Annotated in this window: 16 protein-coding genes; 6 read left to right on the top strand and 10 right to left on the bottom strand. The window is 34.1% G+C overall.

Going from position 1 to position 21425, the window contains the following annotated elements:
• The first annotated feature begins 243 nt into the window (after positions 1-243).
• From rnr to AACZ41_RS02395, 3 genes are all read left to right on the top strand, one after another.
• Positions 244-2436 (top strand): ribonuclease R, encoded by a 2193-nt coding sequence (rnr, locus tag AACZ41_RS02385; RefSeq protein ID WP_339626123.1) that lies wholly within the window; start codon positions 244-246, stop codon positions 2434-2436.
• Positions 2437-2526: 90 nt separating this feature from the next.
• A complete protein-coding gene (locus AACZ41_RS02390) occupies positions 2527-3204 on the top strand; it encodes a head GIN domain-containing protein (RefSeq protein ID WP_339626125.1) in 678 nt (225 codons plus the stop codon).
• A 6-nt stretch (positions 3205-3210) separates the two neighbouring features.
• Positions 3211-3894 (top strand): LysE family transporter, encoded by a 684-nt coding sequence (locus AACZ41_RS02395; RefSeq protein WP_339626127.1) that lies wholly within the window; start codon positions 3211-3213, stop codon positions 3892-3894.
• Positions 3895-3942: 48 nt separating this feature from the next.
• Here the strand turns inward: AACZ41_RS02395 and AACZ41_RS02400 are convergent, their stop codons facing one another.
• The 5 genes from AACZ41_RS02400 to AACZ41_RS02420 form a co-directional block, all read right to left on the bottom strand.
• Complete coding sequence (locus AACZ41_RS02400) at positions 3943-4449, bottom strand: OmpH family outer membrane protein (protein ID WP_339626129.1); 507 nt, start codon at positions 4447-4449, stop codon at positions 3943-3945.
• Positions 4450-4686: 237 nt separating this feature from the next.
• A complete protein-coding gene (locus tag AACZ41_RS02405; RefSeq protein WP_339626131.1) occupies positions 4687-5523 on the bottom strand; it encodes a class I SAM-dependent methyltransferase in 837 nt (278 codons plus the stop codon).
• Between the two features lie 59 nt (positions 5524-5582).
• A complete protein-coding gene (mnmG, locus tag AACZ41_RS02410; RefSeq protein ID WP_339626133.1) occupies positions 5583-7451 on the bottom strand; it encodes a tRNA uridine-5-carboxymethylaminomethyl(34) synthesis enzyme MnmG in 1869 nt (622 codons plus the stop codon).
• A gap of 5 nt (positions 7452-7456) precedes the next feature.
• Positions 7457-7876, bottom strand: a complete 420-nt coding sequence (ybeY, locus tag AACZ41_RS02415; protein WP_339626135.1) for an rRNA maturation RNase YbeY — start codon at positions 7874-7876, stop codon at positions 7457-7459.
• Positions 7869-11309 carry a DUF4175 family protein gene (locus AACZ41_RS02420; protein ID WP_339626137.1) on the bottom strand — a complete coding sequence of 1147 codons (3441 nt, stop codon included), beginning with the start codon at positions 11307-11309 and terminating at the stop codon, positions 7869-7871. Before AACZ41_RS02420 ends, ybeY begins: the two co-directional genes overlap by 8 nt.
• Before the next feature lie 192 nt (positions 11310-11501).
• On the opposite strand from AACZ41_RS02420, the gene gltX reads away from it, so the two are divergent.
• Positions 11502-13010, top strand: a complete 1509-nt coding sequence (gene gltX, locus AACZ41_RS02425) for a glutamate--tRNA ligase (protein ID WP_339626139.1) — start codon at positions 11502-11504, stop codon at positions 13008-13010.
• 30 nt (positions 13011-13040) lie between these two features.
• Here the strand turns inward: gltX and AACZ41_RS02430 are convergent, their stop codons facing one another.
• From AACZ41_RS02430 to AACZ41_RS02440, 3 genes are all read right to left on the bottom strand, one after another.
• Positions 13041-13436 (bottom strand): ACT domain-containing protein, encoded by a 396-nt coding sequence (locus tag AACZ41_RS02430; RefSeq protein WP_339626141.1) that lies wholly within the window; start codon positions 13434-13436, stop codon positions 13041-13043.
• 105 nt (positions 13437-13541) lie between these two features.
• Positions 13542-14513, bottom strand: a complete 972-nt coding sequence (gene rlmF / locus AACZ41_RS02435) for a 23S rRNA (adenine(1618)-N(6))-methyltransferase RlmF (protein WP_339626143.1) — start codon at positions 14511-14513, stop codon at positions 13542-13544.
• A gap of 44 nt (positions 14514-14557) precedes the next feature.
• Entirely contained in the window at positions 14558-15136 is a 579-nt protein-coding gene (locus AACZ41_RS02440) for a PepSY domain-containing protein (RefSeq protein ID WP_339626145.1), read from the bottom strand.
• A 363-nt stretch (positions 15137-15499) separates the two neighbouring features.
• Here AACZ41_RS02440 and katG point away from each other — a divergent pair, with 363 nt between their 5' ends.
• On the top strand, positions 15500-17743 hold the full coding sequence (gene katG, locus AACZ41_RS02445; RefSeq protein ID WP_339626147.1) for a catalase/peroxidase HPI: 2244 nt from the start codon (positions 15500-15502) through the stop codon (positions 17741-17743).
• An 82-nt stretch (positions 17744-17825) separates the two neighbouring features.
• Here the strand turns inward: katG and AACZ41_RS02450 are convergent, their stop codons facing one another.
• A complete protein-coding gene (locus AACZ41_RS02450) occupies positions 17826-18185 on the bottom strand; it encodes a VOC family protein (RefSeq protein ID WP_339626149.1) in 360 nt (119 codons plus the stop codon).
• A gap of 215 nt (positions 18186-18400) precedes the next feature.
• Here AACZ41_RS02450 and AACZ41_RS02455 point away from each other — a divergent pair, with 215 nt between their 5' ends.
• Entirely contained in the window at positions 18401-19330 is a 930-nt protein-coding gene (locus AACZ41_RS02455; protein ID WP_339626151.1) for an SPFH domain-containing protein, read from the top strand.
• Positions 19331-19605: 275 nt separating this feature from the next.
• Here the strand turns inward: AACZ41_RS02455 and AACZ41_RS02460 are convergent, their stop codons facing one another.
• Positions 19606-21291 carry a glutamine--tRNA ligase/YqeY domain fusion protein gene (locus AACZ41_RS02460; protein WP_339626153.1) on the bottom strand — a complete coding sequence of 562 codons (1686 nt, stop codon included), beginning with the start codon at positions 21289-21291 and terminating at the stop codon, positions 19606-19608.
• Between the last annotated feature and the right edge of the window lie 134 nt (positions 21292-21425).

Genomic DNA, 21425 nt, shown 5'->3' on the forward strand with positions numbered 1-21425 from the left:
ATCCAATTAGGTTAAAGTTCTGTCAACAACTTTTAGTATATCATAAAGTCAAGAAAAAATGAAATAAGTTATACCTGTTATTAACAGACTATAATAATCATCAAAATTTAATTTAATTTAAAAGAAAAAATGTCAATTATGATATATATGTTAATAACAACTTATTAGCTTAACTTTTCAATAATAGGTTGACTAATAGGTAGTGGATTATAATTCGTAATTTTCCAACAAATAAAAAGTTTAATGTCGAAGAGAAATAAAAAGGCGAATAATCATAGAAAGAATGAAATTACAAAAGGAATTTTTACTGTTCTTGAAAGGGAACCTAGTAAAAGTTTTAATTACAAACAGATTGCCGCAAAGATTGATATAACTGATGCTCAAGATAGAAATATCCTAATTAAAAGGTTAACAGAGCTTAAGGAAAAGAAGCGTATACAAGAAATTGAACGAGGTCAATATAAAGTATTAGAAAATACGAAGTCGTACCATGAAGGTACCGTGGATATTACAGGTAAGGGAAATGCCTATATCGTTGTTGAAGGTATGGATGATGATATTTTTATACCATCAAATAAAATAAATAAAGCTTTTCATAAAGACAAGGTAGAGGTTTATATATACCCTAGAAGTAAAAGTAAAAAGTTAGAGGGGGAAATAGTAAGGGTTATTGAACGATACAAAACCACATTTGTTGGTATTGTAGATATGCAAAAAACATTTGCTTTCGTAAGGCCAACAGATTTTAGAATGTATACCGATATTTTCGTTTCAAAAGATAAATTGGGAGATGCAAAAGATGGTGAAAAGGTTTTGGTTGAAATTACCGATTGGCCAGATAATGTAGATTCACCTTTTGGTAAAGTGACCGAGGTGTTAGGAATACCAGGCGAACATGATACTGAAATACATTCAATACTTGCTGAATACGGATTACCTTATTCTTTTCCTGCAGAAGTTCAACGTTTTGCCGATGGATTAGATACTAGTATTAAAAAGGAAGAAATTTTAAAACGTAGGGATGTTAGAGATGTTTTGACATTTACTATTGATCCTAAAGATGCCAAAGATTTCGATGATGCACTTTCGTTTCAAATATTAGAAAATGGAAATTATGAAATTGGCATTCATATTGCCGATGTATCTCATTACTTAGAAAAAGAAACGATTTTAGATGACGAAGCTTATGAAAGAGCTACATCTGTTTATTTGGTTGATCGTGTAGTACCTATGTTACCTGAAGTATTATCAAATAATGCGTGTTCATTAAGACCTAATGAAGAGAAGTATACATTTTCTGCCATTTTCGAGCTTGACGATACTTCGATGATAAAAAATCAATGGTTTGGAAGAACTGTAATCAATTCTAACGAACGTTTCGCATATGAAGAAGCTCAACATATCATAGAAACTGGTAAAGGTCTTATTCCTCAAGATATATCTATCAGAGATTCAGTTTACACTGTTTCTAATGATGTAGTAGAGGCTACATTGATAATGGACCGACTAGCAAAAATTATGCGTGATAAACGTATGGATCAAGGTGCATTATCTTTCGATAAAGTTGAAGTGCGCTTTAATCTTGATGAAAATAGTGAACCAATTGGGGTTTATTTTAAAGAATCTAAAGATGCTAATAAACTTATAGAAGAGTTTATGCTTTTAGCTAATAGAAAGGTTGCAGAATTTATTGGTAAACAAAAACCAAAAAAGACTTTTGTATATAGAGTGCACGATGATCCAGATCCAGATAAATTAATGGCTTTGAACGGTATTGTATCTAAATTTGGACATAAATTGGATTTTAAGGATAAGAAATCTATTAGTTCATCTTTAAATCAATTGCTAGAAGATGTTAAGGGTAAAAAGGAGCAAAATATGGTCGATACCCTCACTATTCGTAGTATGAGTAAGGCTATTTATACTATTGATAATATTGGTCATTATGGGTTAGCTTTCGATTATTATACACATTTTACCTCACCTATCCGTAGATATCCTGATGTTATGGTTCATAGGTTATTACAACATTATCTTGATGGTGGCAGTTCAGCTAAAGAGGAAGAATTTCAGAAGAAATGTAAGCATTCTTCCGATATGGAATATTTAGCTTCTAGCGCAGAACGTGATTCAATCAAGTATATGCAAATTAAATTTATGCAAGATCATAAAGATGAGGAGTTTCGTGGTGTTATAAGTGGTGTTACCGAATGGGGAATATATGTTGAAATTATAGCAAACAAATGTGAGGGTATGATTCGTATTCGAGACATAAAGGGAGATTATTATATCTTTGATGAAAAGCAATATGCTATAGTTGGTGAACGTACCAAGAAGAAATATACACTTGGTGATGAGATAACCGTTATGGTTAAAAGTACCGATTTAATAAAGAGGCATTTAGATTTTGCTTTGATACCGAATGATAAAAAATAATTTGGAACGGAATTTGGTATAAGGTGGCTGTATTAGAAAGGCAATATTGAAGTTAGTTGCTTTTCTATAAAACAAATTTATACGTAAAGAATGAAACAAGTACTAGTTTTAATGTTTCTCTTCGGATGTATTTTGGTTACTGGCCAGGATAGTAAGGTTACTCATAAATTAGAACCCTTTAAAGAACTAAAAGGTTTTGATGGTTTATCTATTAATCTTATAAAATCTACTGAGAACAAAGCAATAATTTCTGGCGAAAATACCAACAGTGTTGCTATTGTTAATGTTGACGGTATATTAAAAATACGCATGCAAATAGGTAAGATTTTTAGTGGATATAAAACTTTTGTTGATTTATACTACTCGGATAAAATTTTAGTTATCGATGTCAATGAAGATGCTAGGATAGTAACTAAGGATAATATTAAACAAGAAGTTTTAGAATTAAAAGCACAAGAAGGTGGTGAGCTTATTGTAAACGCAGAAGTTGAACAAATGTTAATTAAGTCAGTTTCTGGCGGGATTATTAGAACAACAGGTTCTTCTAATTTACAGGATGTTCAAATCAATACTGGTGGTGTATATGAAGGTAAAGATTTTAGTACAAATTTTTGCACAATAAATGTAAATGCTGGTTCTAGGGCGGAGATCAATGCAAAGGATTATGTAAAGGCAACTGTTAAGGCTGGTGGTGAAGTTTTGGTTTATGGTAATCCAAAAAAATTAGAAGAAAAAACTGTCTTTGGCGGTACAATAAAAAGAATGTAAAATTTCATGTTAGAAGATATACAAGCGGCGATTCCTTTAGGCTTTTTTTTAAGTTTTATGGTGGGTCCTGTTTTTTTTGTTCTTTTACAAACAAGTGCGGTTAAGGGTTTTCGGGCGGCAATAACCTTTGATTTTGGTGTTTTATTGGCTGACATTTTATTTATTCTTCTTGCTTATTTTAGTAGTTTTCAGTTACTGGAGAATTTAAGCAATCAACCTGGGTTATATGTTTTTGGTGGGGTTATACTTTTAATTTATGGATTAGTTACTTTTTTTAAGGTAGATAGTAGTAAGGAAATACCAGAAGTATCCAAAAAAATTAAAAAATCTGATTTCTTAAGCCTATTTATAAAAGGGTTCTTACTGAATTTTATAAATATTGGGGTTCTTGTATTCTGGTTAGGTATTATTATTATTGTTGGACCCAATTTAGATAATCAACCGAATCGTTTTTTTACGTTTTTCGCTACTGTACTTCTCTCCTATTTTATAACAGATATATTTAAAATTTTATTAGCGAAACAGTTAAAGAAAAAGCTAACTGTTAAGAGAATTTTTTTAGTGAAAAAGGTTATAGGTATTATACTTATTATTTGTGGTATAGTACTAATTGTTAAAGGCTTCCTTCCTAAGGACCAGTTTAACATTGAACATGAACTAGAAAGATTTGAACAAAATATTATAGAATAAAAAAAGCCGGTTAAAAGCCGGCTTTTTTTATTTAAATTTAAAAAAGTATTATTTTTTATATTTTTCATTAAGTAACTTAACTATTTCATCGGTTAAATTATTTTTTTCAATACCATAGAGAACACTACCACCATCGCCACCACCTAATATGTATGAATAACCGTTGGCCTCACCATAAGATTTAATTTCTTCTTTAACTTTAGAAACGATGCTATCCATTTCAGTTTGACCGGCTAATTGAAGTTGCTGATCTTGTTGTTGTAATTGTTGTCCAATTATTTGACCCTTTTGTTGCATAGCGGCATATTCCTCCTGTGCCTTAGTTTGAGACATTGATTGTGCCTTAGCTTGAAAAGCTTGTGCTTCCATTTGAAAGGCTTGTGAAATACTATCTCTTTTGGAAGCTAGTGCATCAGCTTGAATTTTAAATTTTGATTCAACATCAATTTTCTGTTGGTACTCATCCATCAACTTTACATTATCTACATATCCGATCTTTTCTTGTTGACACGAAGCCAATAATGCAATAGCTAATAGTACTATTAGATTTTTCATTTTTTTCATTTTTAAGTTTTGCAAAAGTAGTAAAGCTTTCTTACATGAAATTGTTTTTAAAAACTATTATGAAAGAGATTTTCCCTAGTATTGATTTTTATTATGTTTTTTTATTATTTTATAGATAACTCTTATTTTATAATCTTATTATAAGCCGTTTTAAAGAATTATCTTTTATTTAGTGACATGTTCATAAGGAGGACGATAAAAACGCATTAAAAAGTCTTAATTAGGTTTTTATACTCTTTTTAGCACATATGTGAGCGAAGAATACTCACTAGTTCTATTTGCTTTATAATTTGATAGCCATCCTTGGTAAATCGCTCTAAAATAATTTTGTTTTCCATTCTTATATTTTTCCGATAATAGAGAAACATAATATGAGTCTAATGGCATTGGTATGGTATTAATTATTTTGAAATTTTGTTCTTTAAATAATTCTGAAATAGCATGTTGAGAAAAGTGCCATAAGTGTCGAGGAGTGTCATATGCTGCCCAATATTCTTTGTAATGTATAGCATCATTTGATTTAAAATTAGGAACTGCAATAATTAAGGTACCTTCTTCAGTTAATAGATTCGTAATTTTTTTTATTTGATCTTTTAAATCAGGAAGGTGTTCCATTACATGCCACAAAGAAATAATATTGAATTTTTGTAGTCCTAAATTTTCTAATTTTTCTACTACATTCAATTTTTTTGACACTGCTTTTGTACGGGCTTGTTCATTTGGTTCAACTCCAAATATCGTCCAGTTTTCTTTTTTGGCAGAGGCTAAAAATTCACCTGTTCCACATCCAATGTCAAGTAATGTTTTTCCGTTTTTTGAAAATTGATTTATCAATTTTGTTTTTTTATGTAAGGTATATTTTTTAGCTATCAAATATATTTTTTCAAAAAAATTAGTAGATGAATCGTTGTGTGAAATGTAATTTGTTGTTTGATAATATTTATCTAAATTTTTTGGTTGTGGTTTGGTAATAAGCATATCATAGTGGGTATCTAATTCAAGTGAAAATTCTTCTTTTGTTAAAAGGTAATCTTTAGTTTTTAGATGTATAATATTTTCTGACATGCTTAATTTCAATATTTTGATATAATTGATTTTCATTGTTCCACGTGGAACAATTTCTCCTACCGGCCAAGGAAAACTAAAAGAACACTAATATCGCTTGGCGTAACACCACTAATTCTTGATGCTTGTGAAATGGTTACAGGTTGTATTTTGGTCAACTTTTCTCTAGCTTCGAAGGAAAGTGATTTTAGTTTTGAGTAGTCAAAGTTTGTTGGAATTTTTACAGCTTCAAGTCTGTGAAGCTTATCGGCATTTACTTTTTCTTTTGCTATATATCCTGAATATTTTATTTGAACCTCTGCTTGTTCTAGAACTTCACCATCAAAATTATTTTCTTTTATGAAACTGGAAACTTTATCAAGTTGTAACATGTGATCCATAGTTACATTAGGTCTTGAAAATGCTTTATACATTTTATCCGATTGTTTGACTAAAGCAGAATCAACACTTTCTAATATTGGATTTATTTCATTTGGCAGTACACTGGTTTCCTTAAAGAAGTTTATTAAAGAATCTGATTGTTCCAGTTTTTCTTCCATTCTTTTCATACGTCCCTCACTTGCTAAACCTATAGAAAAACTAAGAGGTGTTAATCTTAAGTCTGCGTTATCTTGTCTTAATAACGTTCTATATTCTGCTCTTGAAGTAAACATTCTATAAGGTTCTTCTGTACCTTTTGTTATAAGGTCATCTATTAATACGCCAATGTAGGCTTCGTCCCTTTTAAGAATTAATGGGTCTTTTTCATTTAATTTTAAATGTGCATTGATACCGGCCATTAAACCTTGGGAGGCCGCTTCCTCATAACCTGTGGTGCCATTTATTTGACCAGCGAAATATAAATTTTCTATTAGTTTTGTTTCTAAGGTGTGTTTCAATTGTGTTGGTGGAAAATAGTCATATTCAATAGCATAGCCTGGTCTAAAAAATTTAACTTTTTCAAAACCAACAACTGAACGGAGAGCTTTAAATTGGATATCTTCAGGCAATGAAGTTGAGAAACCGTTTACGTAAACCTCAACGGTTTCCCATCCTTCAGGTTCAATAAACATTTGGTGACTGTCTTTGTCGGCGAATCTATTTATTTTATCCTCTATAGATGGGCAGTATCTTGGACCTGTACTTTTAATTCTACCATTGAACATTGGTGATCTATCGAAACCCTCTCTTAGTAAATCATGAACCAATTCACTTGTGTGTGTCATATGACAATCACGTTGCTGTAATAAAGGTTTAGTGTTCGTATAAGAAAACTTTTCTGGTATTGTATCACCTGGTTGAACTATCATTTTAGAATAATCTAGCGATCTGCCATCTACTCTTGGTGGTGTACCGGTTTTCATTCTACCACTTTGAAAACCTAAATTAAGTAGTTGTTCCGTTATTCCGGTTGCTGCTTTTTCACCAGCTCTGCCTCCTCCAAATTGTTTTTCTCCAATATGAATTAATCCATTCAAAAATGTGCCGTTCGTTAAAACAACGGATTTTGATTTTATATCAATTCCTAAAGATGTTTTCACTCCAACAATTTTATTGTTTTCAACCAAAAGACCTGAGACCATTTCCTGATAAAAATCTACGTTTAGCGTTCGCTCAAGCATTAATCTCCATTCTTCGGCAAAACGCATTCTATCGTTTTGTGTTCTTGGACTCCACATTGCAGGCCCTTTAGATTTGTTCAGCATTTTAAATTGAATTGCTGATTTGTCCGACACTATACCACTATATCCGCCAAGGGCATCTATCTCTCTTACAATTTGTCCTTTTGCAATTCCACCCATGGCAGGATTACAGGACATTTGCCCTATGGTTTGTAAATTCATGGTAATCAAAAGTGTTTTTGAACCCAAATTTGCAGCAGCGGCTGCAGCTTCTGCACCCGCGTGACCTGCACCAACTACGATAACATCATATTCTTCTCCAAACATATCTTCTATTGTTCCACGTGGAACAGCTTTATTTTTTCTTCTTCTTTTGCGCGCATTTCGGCAGTAGCTGCATCCGTTTTATCCGAATAACCCATTAGATGTAATACCCCATGAATCATTACGCGTTTTAATTCATTGTCAAAGGAAACATTAAATTCCTTTGCATTCTCTTTTACACGATCAATTGAAATGTATATGTCTCCAGAAACATTTTTTCCTGACACATAATCAAATGTTATGATATCAGTCAAGTAATCATGTTGAAGATAATCTTGGTTGATTTTTAGCAAATAATCATCATCACAGAAAATGTAGTTTAATTCATGTATCGAAAAACCTTCTGTCTTACAGGTTTCTGTTATCCACGATTCATAGGTTGTTTCTGCGGTTAATTTGAAATCAATTAGGTAATTGTAGTTAATCATTAGCTTTAAAATACTCTTTAACCTTGTTTTGAAAATTTTGGCGCAAAGGTAAGCTTTGCCTATTTAAAATTTCAACTTCATTACGATAATTATCTAATAATGAGGGTTTAGTAGTAATTGGATTGAAAAAATCCTTTTGATTTGCCTTACTTTCTCTTTCAGATTTCTTGCCTTGTTTTAATGCTGCGTTCTCTAATTTTAATAATTCGTGTTGTATAGTGTTGGCTTTGTTGATAGTACGTTGTGTGATTCCGTTTTCTAATAAGTCGTTTTCAAAATCTTCCATCTGCTTAATCAACTTTTGACCTAGTTTTTGGTCGCCTGAATTAATCATATTTTGAAGTTGATTTTCTAGCTCTTGGCGAATTTTCTGTTGACTCTGGTAAATTTCGTAGATTTCTTTTAGCTCTGCTTCGCTCATGTTCCCTTGTCCTTCTCCATTAGTGCCAGATTCACCTGTTTTGCCATTTTTGCCACCAGTACCCTTACCTCCTTCTCCGTTCTCGCCATTTTGACCATTTTTCCCTTCCGAACCTTGTTTTCCACCTTCCCCTTTCTCTCCTTTTTTGTCATTTTTTCCTTGACCGCTCTCTCCCTCTTGCCCTTCTTTACCTTCATTTCCGGTTTTTCCTTCGCTACCCATTTTTTCACCTAATTGTTGTTGCCCCTTAATAATATCAGGTAATTGAAAACCGCCTTCACTTTGTCCAGAACCTTTTCCCATTTGCATACTTTGCTGCATATTGTCCATAACTTCGGCTAAAAAATCTGCTAAACTATTGGCGGCGGTTAGTACATATTTTTGATGTGAAATACCTTGATATATTTGGCCATCGGCCATAGTTTCTAATGACTTATCAATGTTATAATAAACCTCTGTTATTTGCTCATTAACGAATTCAGATAGTTCAGCTTGTCTTAATGATAATGCAAATAGACTATCATCTACATGTTCAAAAAGACCCCTTAATTCATTCTGATCACGAACTGTTTCAGAGTATTGAGTAGCGTCTTGATCTTCTTTCTGTGCTAGCCTATCAAAAAGCGATTCTTGTTTAAACGAAAATATGATAAGATTATCCAATATCTGTCTTAACATTTCTGCATCCTCGGCAACCGAAGAACCACCACCACTACTTGAAGAAGATTCACTCAATTGTTTACTCAGTTCCTTCATTTTATCTGCTGCAGATTTTTGTTTTTTGTTTGCTTTGGTGTTGGAGTCAGTTTTCTCATCATCTTCTTTTTTCTTTAGCTCCTCTAAAGCGTCTTGTTGGTCTTCCTTAACACCTTCTTTTTTGGTATTGTCCAATTTTAAATCAATTGGTTTTTTTAGCTTTTCATTATCCTTTTTTAAAGCATCGAGTTCACTTGATATCTCATTGAATTTGTTATTCAATTCTTTTTGTTTTTCCGGGCTATTTTCTGTTTTGTTTTTCGTAGAAAGAATTTCTTGTTTTTTAGCTAATTCTTCTAAATCCTTAGATAATTGAGAAGCCTTTTCTGTTACATAATACCGTTTGGTCAATTCTAAAAGTTGTTCTAAGCTTCGCTCACTGTTTTGCTGCTTTTTGCCAAGCTCCTCTAGGCGTTTAGTCAAATCTTCCTTGTTTATTTTATCCGCTATTTTATTCAGTTCTTCCAGTAGTTTTTCGTTTTTCTTGGCGATTAACTCTTGTCGTTCTAATCGTTCTTGTAACAATTGGTTTAATTTGTTATCACTTGCATCTTTTGCTAAATTTTCTTTAAGCTCTTTGCTAAATTTTTGCATGAACTGTTCTTGGCGCTCTTGCTTCTTTAGAAAGTTTTTTATTCGATTTTGATCATTGAAGTTTAAGCTACTTTTTTCTTTTTGATTTTGATTTAATTCTTCTAGAGATTCTTTCTGTTCTTTAGCTCTTACTAAAGACTTGTCTAAATCTTTAATTAAGGATTGTTGTGATTCTAAATCTTTATTTTTTAACTGATTCTCATCTAGTACTATTTGTTGAAATACCTGACTTTTTACACTTTTGCCATTGTGGATAGCATCGTTGTCGGTTATTTTAAAATAAAAGCCATAATCCTTACCTGTTTCTAGATTTAAACCAGAAGGAAATGTATAATAGAACTGTTCATAATTTGATGATGGCTTTACCAATGAAACAATGCGCTCTTCTTTTTCATTTCCTACTTCAAAATAGACAATGTCTATTTTTCGTAGGCCGTAATCATCTGAAGCACTTCCACTGAAATAGGAAATGTTAGGATTAATAGTATCCAGTACTTGATTTACTTTGACTGTAGGATATTCATCTTTTATTACTTTAAAATCATACGTTAATCTTTCATAATTGGTCACATTTTTATTTGTGGTAGTTAATTGATAGTTCAAATCATTATAAATTTTCTTCTCTAATTTAAATTCATTTTTTTCCTTTGAAAATGGTAATGAAGTGTCTTTTTGAACGAGATTAATCTTATCGGTATGTTTTCCTTCAATCTTCCAGATTACTTGAGTTCCTTCTGGAATTACAGCGTTCCCTGTACTTTTCATGATTTCATTTCGCTTATTTAAGTAACTAGGATAATTTAAGTTCATAGTAAAATCAACTATGGACGGAGTTTCTAATGCTACCAAGGCGTAATTTCGAGAATTGACTTCGTTTGCACTAAATCTAAATTGTGTTGTTTTTATAGGAGGCGTAAAAGTGTGGACGTAAAAGCCATTTTCTTGTTGAAGTAAAATAGTTTGGCCATTTATTTCGATGTATACATTTTCTGGTTTAATAGAGCCTTTTGTAGCTACTTGAACAGTAAAAGATTCATCTTGAAGAATATTGAGATTCGAGGACAATAATTCGAAATGGAATGGGGCGGGTTTCTCAAAAGCCATTTCATAATTAACTACGCGTTCATAGGTGCCGAAAAAAGATTTCGAATTCCCTGTAAAGTAAAGCGTTGTAATTATTAATAATGGGATGAGTACATATTTTAAATATTTTGCTGCATCTTTATAATTAATTGCATTCGAAAATGGAATGGAATCCATTTGCTTTGAACGTTGTGTGATACTAGCCAGCAAAAGCTCTGATCGTTGTGTGTCTTCAGCTAAATCTAACAGATTGGTAAGTTTATCTCCTACTTCAGGGAAATGTTTTCCAATCATTGAAGCTGCAACTTTTCGGCTTATTCCTTTTTTTAGTTTTAAGAGATAAAAAATCGGAACCAAAATATAGCGGAAGAGTAGAAAAAGCTCTGTTGCTATAAATACACCAAACAGTATCATTCTGCCCATGGTATTAAGCCATAAAAAGTATTCTACACCCAATACAATTAAGAAAAATAGTAGTCCAAAGGCAAAAAACAACAAAATACCCTTAAGTAAAACTTGAGAGTAATGCTTTTGAATGAATTTATTCAAACGGTTTAAAATGTGGTTGAAGTCTTCCAAGGATTGAATTTTATACCAAGATAATGGTTATCACGAATGAATAATGGGAATAATTTGTTAAAACAAGACGGTATTCATTTGATATAACCGTTACCATCACTTAATTATTATAGTAAAAGATACAAATTCACGTTTCAGATTTTCTCTATAAAAACAGTTGGTTGTGTATCTTTGTTACTTCATAAAAAGAATATGTCAAAAAAAGTACGCGTTCGTTTTGCTCCTAGTCCTACTGGGCCTTTACATATCGGTGGTGTTCGTACCGCTTTATTTAATTATTTATTTGCTAAAAAACACGGTGGTGATTTTATTCTTCGAATAGAAGATACCGACCAAAATAGATATGTTGAAGGCGCAGAGCAATATATAATCGATTCGTTGAATTGGTGTGGAATTCCCTTTGACGAAGGTATCGGTAAAGATGGCGGTTATGGTCCTTATAGACAGAGCGAACGTAAATCTATATATAAAGAATATGCCGATGAACTTATAAAAAACGGAAAGGCATATTATGCTTTCGATACCTCTGAAAGTCTTGATGGACATCGAAAAAATCATGAGGAAAAAGGTAAAACGTTTATTTATAACTGGCATAATCGCCTTAAGCTCGACAATTCGCTGTCTTTAATGCCAGAAGAGATTCAACAAAGGCTGGATAATGGCGATGAATATGTCATTCGATTTTTAACCCCACCGGACGAAAAATTGGAGTTGACCGATATCATTCGTGGTCCAATGCAAATTGATACTAACGTTCTGGATGATAAGGTTTTATTTAAGAGTGATGGCATGCCTACGTATCACCTAGCAAATATTGTTGATGATCATTTAATGGAAATTACACATGTAATTCGTGGAGAAGAATGGCTTCCTTCTTTAGCATTACATAAGCAGCTTTATGATGCTTTTGGATGGGATACCCCCGAGTTCGCTCATCTACCGCTGATTATGAAACCTGTTGGAAAAGGAAAATTAAGTAAGCGTGACGGAGAAAAATTAGGCTTTCCTGTTTTTCCACTTTCTTGGAATGAGTCAGTAGGGTATAAAGAAACAGGATATTTTCCTGAAGCGGTTATTAATTTCTTGGCCCTTTTAGGGTGGAATCCAGGAACGGAACAAGAATTCTTTACTTTGGATGAATTGGTTGCCGCCTTTAGTTTAGAGCGTGTAAATAAATCAGGCGCACGTTTTGATCCAGAAAAAACCAAATGGTACAACCAATATTATTTGCAACAAACCCCAGATGTTGAGTTAGCAAAAAGTTTCTTACCTATGGTCAAAGAACGAACCACTAACGAATCATATGTGAACTTAGAGTATGTAACCAAGGTTGTTGCTCTTATAAAAGAACGTGCGGTATTCGTTTCTGATTTCTGGGAGTTAAGTGACTATTTTTTCGTAGCTCCTAAAGAGTATAATGAAAAGGCAGCTAAAAAGCTGTGGAAAGAGGATACTGCTGACATCATGAATGACTTAATCAATACGATAAAACCTATAGATGATTTTTCATCAGAGAGTACCGAAACACAAGTTAAAGCATGGATTGCCGAAAAGGAATTATCTTTTGGTAAGGTTATGCCTCCACTTCGTTTGTTTTTAGTGGGTGACATGAAAGGTCCTCATATTTTCGATATTATGGCTATGATCGGTAAAGAGGAAAGTATCTCTCGTATTGAAACTACCTTAAATAAATTGGGTTAAATCTAAATTTTCAGGATAATGATTTAAGCTTTATTTTCCTGAGAATTCACCCAATACCTGCATTGCCCTATCCGTATCTTTTGTTGATACGAAAATATGATCATGAAAGTAGGCGGCTACTACATTGCAACTAATATTATATTTTGTTAAGGCGTTAGCTACTGCCGCTGTTAAACCAACAGCATCTAATGCTGAATGAACGGTTAGGGTAATCCAAGAAGAAATGTATTCATACCTAAAATTAAACTCATCTGCTTTCTCCTTGGTTAAGATAACCGTAATACCTTCTGCCTCTTTAAATTCGAACAATATATCTTTTCTAGGAATTTGGTCGATGTCCTTTAGGGATATGAAAACATAACAACCCGCATTTAAACTTGGTCTTAAAGACTTTAATAATAGGTTAAGATCGGTTTCTCCTGCCATTTGGGGTTGCCTATGGGTTTCAAAAATAAAAATCGACCCTACGGGCCAATAAATTGTGTTACGCGGCTTAAAACACCTTTAATTTAAATCTGTTAATTATATAATTTATTCGCTTTTCCATCTGTCATTTGCCCAATCTTTCATTTCTGTATCGGTTAAAAAAGTCCAGGCAATTATTCTACTCATTTTATTGCCTTGCCCCATGGGTGTGGTTGTGTGTTTAATTGCCCCAATTTTTTCCAATCTATCATAGAACGAGCGTAAATTAGATTGTTTGGATACTAAGGTTGAATACCAAGCTGAATTTTTTGGAAATTGGGCACTTTCATTGATCATATTTAAAACAAAACGCTTTTCGCCACCATCCGTCCATAGTTCACCACCTTGTCCGCTGAAATTAAGTTCAGCTTTTTTAACTCTTTTTTTCTTAAGATTACTCAACTTTCTTAAAGTACCAGCCTCTGCTTCTGCTTGGGTAGCATGAAATGGTGGGTTGCATATTGTAAAATCTACTTTTTCTTCAACTTTTAAAATTCCAGAGAATATCTGCTCAGGTTTTTGCTGTAGTCTAAATTCTACTTTACCATGAAGTGAAGGATTTGAAGTAACAATTTTTTGTGCAGCTTCAATTCCTTTTGAGTCGATATCTGTACCAATAAATGACCATCCATAGGTACTATTTCCAATTATCGGGTAAACACAATTGGCGCCAACGCCAATATCCAAACAAGTAATCCGCTCCCCTTTAACGAAAGCCCCATCATTACTTGCGGCTAAAATATCTGCAATGTGGTGAATATAATCTGCTCGACCAGGTATGGGAGGACATAAAAAACCATCTGGTATATCCCAATAATCCAATCCGTAATGTGAGATTAATAACGCTTTATTCAAGGCCTTAACCGCTTTAGGGTTAAAAAAATCAATGGAAAGATTACCATACTTGTTTTTGGCTACAAATTCTTTAAGGTCAGGGTTTACAAGGCGTAGCGCCCTTAAATCGTAACGTCCGTTATGTTTGTTGCGTGCGTGTAAACTTGGCTTTTCTAAATGTTCCTTTTTCTTAGGGTCTGGCATAATGTGGAATTGAATACTATAGGGCCCAAAGCTAAAGCTAATTTTTAAGTGGCGCTATTATTTCTTCGCATGCGTTTAGGGCCATACCAAAGCCAAAAACCGGTAATCGTAAAAACCAGAAGAGCAACACCCATAACCGAAGTATAAAAAACCTTAATCTGATTGTCACTTGTGCCCAGATATTTATCTAAAATTGAACCATCATGTATGTTTTCAATCAAATCAGAATAACGACGGTCGACATGTAATAATTTTCCTGTTGCACCATCAAGTTGAAGTCCCCATAGATGATTGGCGTATATAAATTTCACCATTCCCTTGTCTTTTCTAATGTCGATACGATCGATGTCGGTTGAAAGTTTCGGTGAAATTGTTTTCAAAAGATAAGAGTTTGCCAAAACGCTAAGACTGTCAATAGGAAGCCATTCTTTTAGTTCGGTAGAAGTACCTCGATAAGATTTGGATAAAATGACACCTCCACTATTCTTTTTCCACCCTAGAAGTAATCCGGTTATAGCGATGAAAAAGAAAAATATAAACAATGCAGCCCCAGTAACTCTGTGTATTTTTCTAAAAATGCGTAATAATTTAGCCTGTCTCTGTCTTTTGGTGTCCTTACGCATTGGTTTCTTTCAGTTGTTTTGCAATATAGTCAGTTTTGAAAAAGACATACTAGAAGAAATTGTTAAAAGAAAATGACTAAACACAATATTTTATATGCTATTAAATAGTAACCTTTTATATTTTTCGTTTAAATAGCTACTTAACGTCCTGTTTAGGAATAGTATATTCACAATGCCTTCAGAAAGCAAAAAATTTGCTATTCAAAATGTCTATATCTAAAAGTGTTATTTAAGATATAATGATAGGGCGAATAGTGAAAATTAAACTATAGATTTTATCTATTAAATTTTAATTCTTAATAAACGAATTATTGATAATTTTACTAGAGTAGATAGAAAACAACTTTTAAAACTAATATAATCATGAGTAGTACTAATGGAAAAGGCGAAGCTTGGGATGTGAATGATTCCTCAGCAGCAGATTGCCCATTTTTAAATGGTGAATTAAATCAAGCAGCAGGTGGTGGCACAACCAATAAAGATTGGTGGCCCAATATGTTGAACTTAAATATTTTAAGGCTGCATTCTAAGTTGGCCGACCCGATGGATGATGACTTTAATTATGCGGAAGAGTTTAAGTCTTTAGATCTTGCCGCTATTAAAAAGGATTTAACCGATTTAATGACAGCGAGCCAAGATTGGTGGCCAGCTGATTATGGTCATTACGGACCTTTCTTTATACGTATGGCTTGGCATAGTGCAGGTACGTATCGTATTGCTGACGGTAGAGGAGGTGCTGGTGCAGGAAACCAAAGATTTGCACCATTAAATAGTTGGCCAGATAATGCAAACCTAGATAAGGCACGTCTATTGTTATGGCCTATTAAGCAGAAATATGGAAAAAAGATTTCTTGGGCAGATTTGATGATATTGACAGGCAATGTGGCTCATGAAAGCATGGGTTTACCAATGTTTGGTTTTGGGGGAGGCCGAGAAGATATATGGCAACCTCAAGAAGATATTTATTGGGGTTCTGAAACGGAATGGTTAGGAAATAAACAGCGATATGATGAAGATGGAAACGAATTAGAAAATCCTCTTGGCGCTGCGCATATGGGGTTGATTTATGTGAATCCGGAAGGGCACAATGCAAACCCTGATCCTTTAGAAGCAGCACATTATATTAGGCAGACATTCAAAAGAATGGCCATGGATGATTATGAGACCGTTGCCTTAATAGCGGGCGGCCATACGTTCGGAAAAACACATGGTGCTGCAGACCCTGAGGAATATGTTGGTGCAGAACCTGCTGCTGCCGATATTACAGAACAAGGTCTTGGGTGGAAGAGTAGCTATGGATCAGGTTCTGGTGCCGATACTATAACTAGTGGGCTAGAGGGTGCATGGACTCAGACTCCAACCAAATGGAGTCATAAATATTTTGAAAACCTATTTGGTTTTGAATGGGAATTAACAAAAAGTCCCGCTGGAGCTTGGCAGTTTAAACCAGTTGGTGATGCTGGCTCAGGAACTGTGCCAGATGCGCATATTGCAGGTAAAACACACCAGCCTTTTATGTTGGTTACCGATATGTCTTTACGAATGGATCCTGCTTATGAAAAGATTTCAAGAAACTTTTTAGAAAATCCTGACGAGTTTAAAGATGCATATGCGCGTGCTTGGTTTAAATTAACGCATCGTGATATGGGGCCTGTAGATCGTTACTTGGGGCCAGAAGTACCACAAGAGGAATTAATATGGCAAGACCCTGTACCTAATGTAGATTTTGAGCTTGTTAATGATAGCGATATTCAAGAATTAAAGAAGAGTATTTTATCTTCTGGCTTATCAATTTCAGAATTGGTATCTGCTGCTTGGGCATCAGCCTCTACATTTAGAGGTTCTGATAAACGTGGTGGTGCTAACGGTGGGCGCATTCGTTTAGCGCCCCAAAAGGATTGGAAGGTAAATAATCCTGAACAGTTGGCTAAGGTTACCGCTACATTAGAAAAGATCCAGAAAGATTTCAATGATAAGCAAACGGGCAATAAGAAAGTATCGTTTGCAGATTTAATGGTATTGGGTGGCTCTGCTGCTGTTGAAAATGCCGCTAAAGTTGCAGGATATGATATAAAAGTTGGTTTTAACGCCGGGCGTACCGATGCAACGCAAGAGATGACAGATGTTGAAGCTTTTAATGCATTAGAACCAATTGCTGATGGATTTAGAAACTTTACAAAACAAAAATTCTCAGTAAAAGCTGAAGAACTTCTAGTTGACAGAGCAAATCTTCTAACATTGACTGCACCAGAAATGACAGTTTTAGTTGGTGGTCTGCGAGTTTTGGGCGCTAATTATGATGGATCTAAAAATGGTGTGTTTACCGATAGACCTGGTATATTGACAAATGACTTTTTTGTTAACTTATTGGATATGGGTACAACTTGGAAAGCAGCCTCAAATGATGACACTGTTTTTGAAGGAAGTAACCGTAAAACAGGTGATGTAAAATGGACAGGTACAAGAGCTGATTTAATATTTGGATCTAACTCCGAATTACGCGCATTGGCCGAGGTATACGGAACTGAAGATGCAAAACAGAAATTTGTTCGCGACTTTGCAAGAACTTGGACCAAAGTTATGAACTTGGACCGTTTCGATATTTAATGAAGTAAACTTAAGCCCGCATAAAAAGGCAGCTCTTTAGAGCTGCCTTTTTTGTTTGTTATAGTCAAGAGAGAACAATAATTTAACTAATTGATTGACCAAATGTCAATAAGTTGCTGTCGGGATCCAATAATGAAAATTCCTTTTGTCCCCAAGGCCGAATCCCTAATTTACCATTAGGGTGTATAGGCACATTATTTTTTAACACCATTTGGTATAATGTGTTGATATCATTTGTTCTAATATACACTTGACCGTAATTCTCTTTTGGATTAAGGGCTTCAAAAAGAAAGAAGTGTAATTGTATTTCATCTTTCTCTATCATTAAATACTCTGCATATTCATTAGTTCCATATTCTCTGAATCCTAACAAATCAAAATAGTATTCTCTAGTTTTCGCCTTGTTTCGCATGGGTAATTTTGGCTGTATTGAAACTAACATTGCTTTTGTCTGTTTTAAAAATATAATGATTTAAAGATAGCCTTTATGCCACATTCATAAATGTGCATATCACAGTTATAACCTTTGAATAGTATTTTATAATTAAGTTTTGATAGTTGTTATGAGATTATTGCTGTAACAATTGCTTATGAAATACTACTAATAACAAGAAGGTATTTAGTATCTTATCAGTATTAACTATAAACTTAAAAATTATGGGCTCATTTATTTGGATTCCGATTGTATTTTTTGTGATCATCACTATTCTTTCGGGCGTATTTATCGTAAAACAGCAGACTGCAGTTTTAATTGAAACCTTTGGAAAATTTACCAGTGTTAGACAATCTGGCATACAATTTAAGATCCCTTTTGTACAACGTATTTCAGCTCGTATAGGTTTAAAAATTCAGCAGTTGGATGTAATTATTGAAACTAAAACGTTGGATGATGTTTTTGTTAAGCTAAAAGTATCGGTTCAATATGTTGTGATCAAAGAGAAAGTTTACGATGCCTTTTACAAATTAGAATATCCACACGAACAAATTACATCGTATGTGTTTGATGTTGTTAGGGCTGAGGTACCTAAAATGAAATTAGATGATGTTTTTGTAAAGAAAGATGATATTGCAATTGCGGTAAAATCAGAACTGCAAGAGGCAATGTTAGACTATGGATTTGATATCATAAAAACATTGGTTACAGATATTGATCCAGATGCTCAGGTTAAAGAAGCCATGAACCGTATTAATGCGTCTGAACGACAAAAAACTGCTGCACAATTCGAAGGAGATGCCGCACGTATTTTAATTGTAGAGAAGGCAAAGGCAGAAGCAGAGAGCAAAAGACTACAAGGGCAAGGTATCGCAGACCAGAGAAGAGAGATTGCTCGAGGATTGGAAGAATCTGTAGAGGTATTGAATAAAGTTGGTATAAATTCTCAGGAGGCTTCAGCATTAATTGTAGTAACTCAACATTATGATACTTTACAGAGTATTGGTGAGGCGACGAATACAAATTTAATACTATTACCAAATTCACCCCAAGCAGGTAGTGATATGTTGAATAATATGGTGGCTAGCTTTACGGCTAGTAACATGATTGGTGAAAGCATGAAAAAAACTAACAAGCCAAAAATCAAAGAATAGTATTAACCAACAAGCCAAAAATCAAAAAACCCAATAACTTAAGTGTTTTTGGTTTTTCGGATGGATTTGGTTCAGGGTTTATCAGAATAAACCTGTCAGCCCCTTTTTGTTTTTAATAGCCTAAAACATCGTTTTAATTAGCATTGAATAATTAAACATCCAAGCGACACCTAATAGGTCTATTAAACTAAAAAAGCCCTTAGATCATAAGTTTAAGGGCTTTTTCATATCATCATATTCAATAAGATTATGCTCATTGATAAGCATTTTCTATACTATTGTTTTTCTTGTATTTTTGCCCAAGAATCACGTAAACCTACGGTTCTATTAAAAACAAGATTCTCAGGTGTAGTGTCTGGATCAACACAGAAATATCCAATACGTTGAAATTGAAAACGCTCACCTGGTTGCGCATTTTTTAGTGCAGGCTCAACATACCCCGTAATAACACTCAAAGAATCTGGATTAATAAAATCTAGAAAATCTTTGTCTTTGTGCGTATCAGGACTTTCATCTGTAAAAAGGCGGTCGTATAATCGAATTTCTGCAGGTACAGCATGTGCTATAGACACCCAATGTAATGTTCCTTTTACCTTACGCAAACTTTCCTCTGTTCCGCTACCACTCTTGCTTTTAGTGTCATAAGTGCATTGCACCTCGACAATATTCCCTTCGGTATCTTTTGTGCAACTCTCCGCTTTAATGATATAGCCATTCTTTAAACGTACTTCACCACCTAATTTTAAACGGAAAAACTTTTTGTTCGCCTCTTCTTTAAAATCTTCTTGCTCTATGTATATTTCTCTAGAAAAAGGTACTTTTCGGGTACCGGCAGCATCGTCCTCAGGTGAGTTTTCAGCTTCTAACCATTCTGTTTCACCTTCAGGATAATTAGTGATTACAAGTTTTAATGGATTTAAAACACCCATCACCCTATGGGTAATCTTATTCAAATGCTCTCTAACATTAAATTCAAGTAGAGAAACATCGATAAGGTTATCTCGTTTTGCAATACCTATAGCATCCACAAAATTCCGTATCGACTCAGGAGTATACCCTCTTCTTCGCAAACCTGATAAGGTCGGCATTCTAGGATCATCCCATCCAGTAACAAACCCCTGCTCAACTAATTGTAACAGTTTACGTTTACTGACAACAGTGTGGCTTAGATTTCTGCGCGCAAACTCTCTTTGTTTCGGACGTATTTTTTTAGGGTCATAAACTTGGTCTAAAAACCAATTATATAATTCGCGATGCATTGCAAATTCTAATGTACAGAACGAATGTGAAACCTGCTCAATATAATCGCTCTGACCATGTGTCCAGTCATACATTGGATAAATACACCAATCGGTATTCGTTCGATGATGGGCCTTATGCAGTATTCGATACATGATAGGATCTCTCATTAACATATTGGAAGAGGCCATATCTATTTTAGCTCTTAACACATGAGTTCCTTCTTGGAATTCACCGTTTTTCATCTTTTCAAATAGCTCAAGATTTTCTTCTATCGACCTATTTCTATTAGGACTATTGACACCCGGTTCGGTTGGTGATCCTTTTTGGGAGGCAATTTCTTCAGAGGATTGATCATCTACATAAGCCTTACCTTCTTTTATTAAAAGAACCGCCCAATCGTAAAGTTGTTGGAAATAATCCGAAGCATACCGTTCGGTATCCCACTTAAATCCCAGCCATTCTACATCTTTTTTAATAGCGTCTACATATTCTTGCTCTTCTTTTGCAGGGTTGGTATCGTCAAATCTAAGATTAACAGGGGCATTATAGCGTAGGCCTAATCCGAAGTTAAGGCAAATAGAACTGGCATGACCAATGTGTAAATAACCATTAGGTTCAGGTGGAAAACGAAAACGAAGCTCTTCTTTGGTATACCCATTTACCAAATCTTCTTCCACTATTTGCTCAATAAAATTTAAAGACTTTGATGTCTCGCTCATGTCATGATATTTCAGTCTACAAAAGTAGCAAAATTGCCTTAATTGGCAGGTTTAAATTGAACACACCTTATATAAAATGAGTTTCACAACAGAAATCTTCCTTCCGACAACATTAAATTCCTGTTCGTCGTAAT

It is taken from the genome of uncultured Maribacter sp. (genome assembly GCF_963974015.1).
In the GTDB taxonomy this organism is placed as follows: Bacteria; Bacteroidota; Bacteroidia; order Flavobacteriales; family Flavobacteriaceae; genus Maribacter.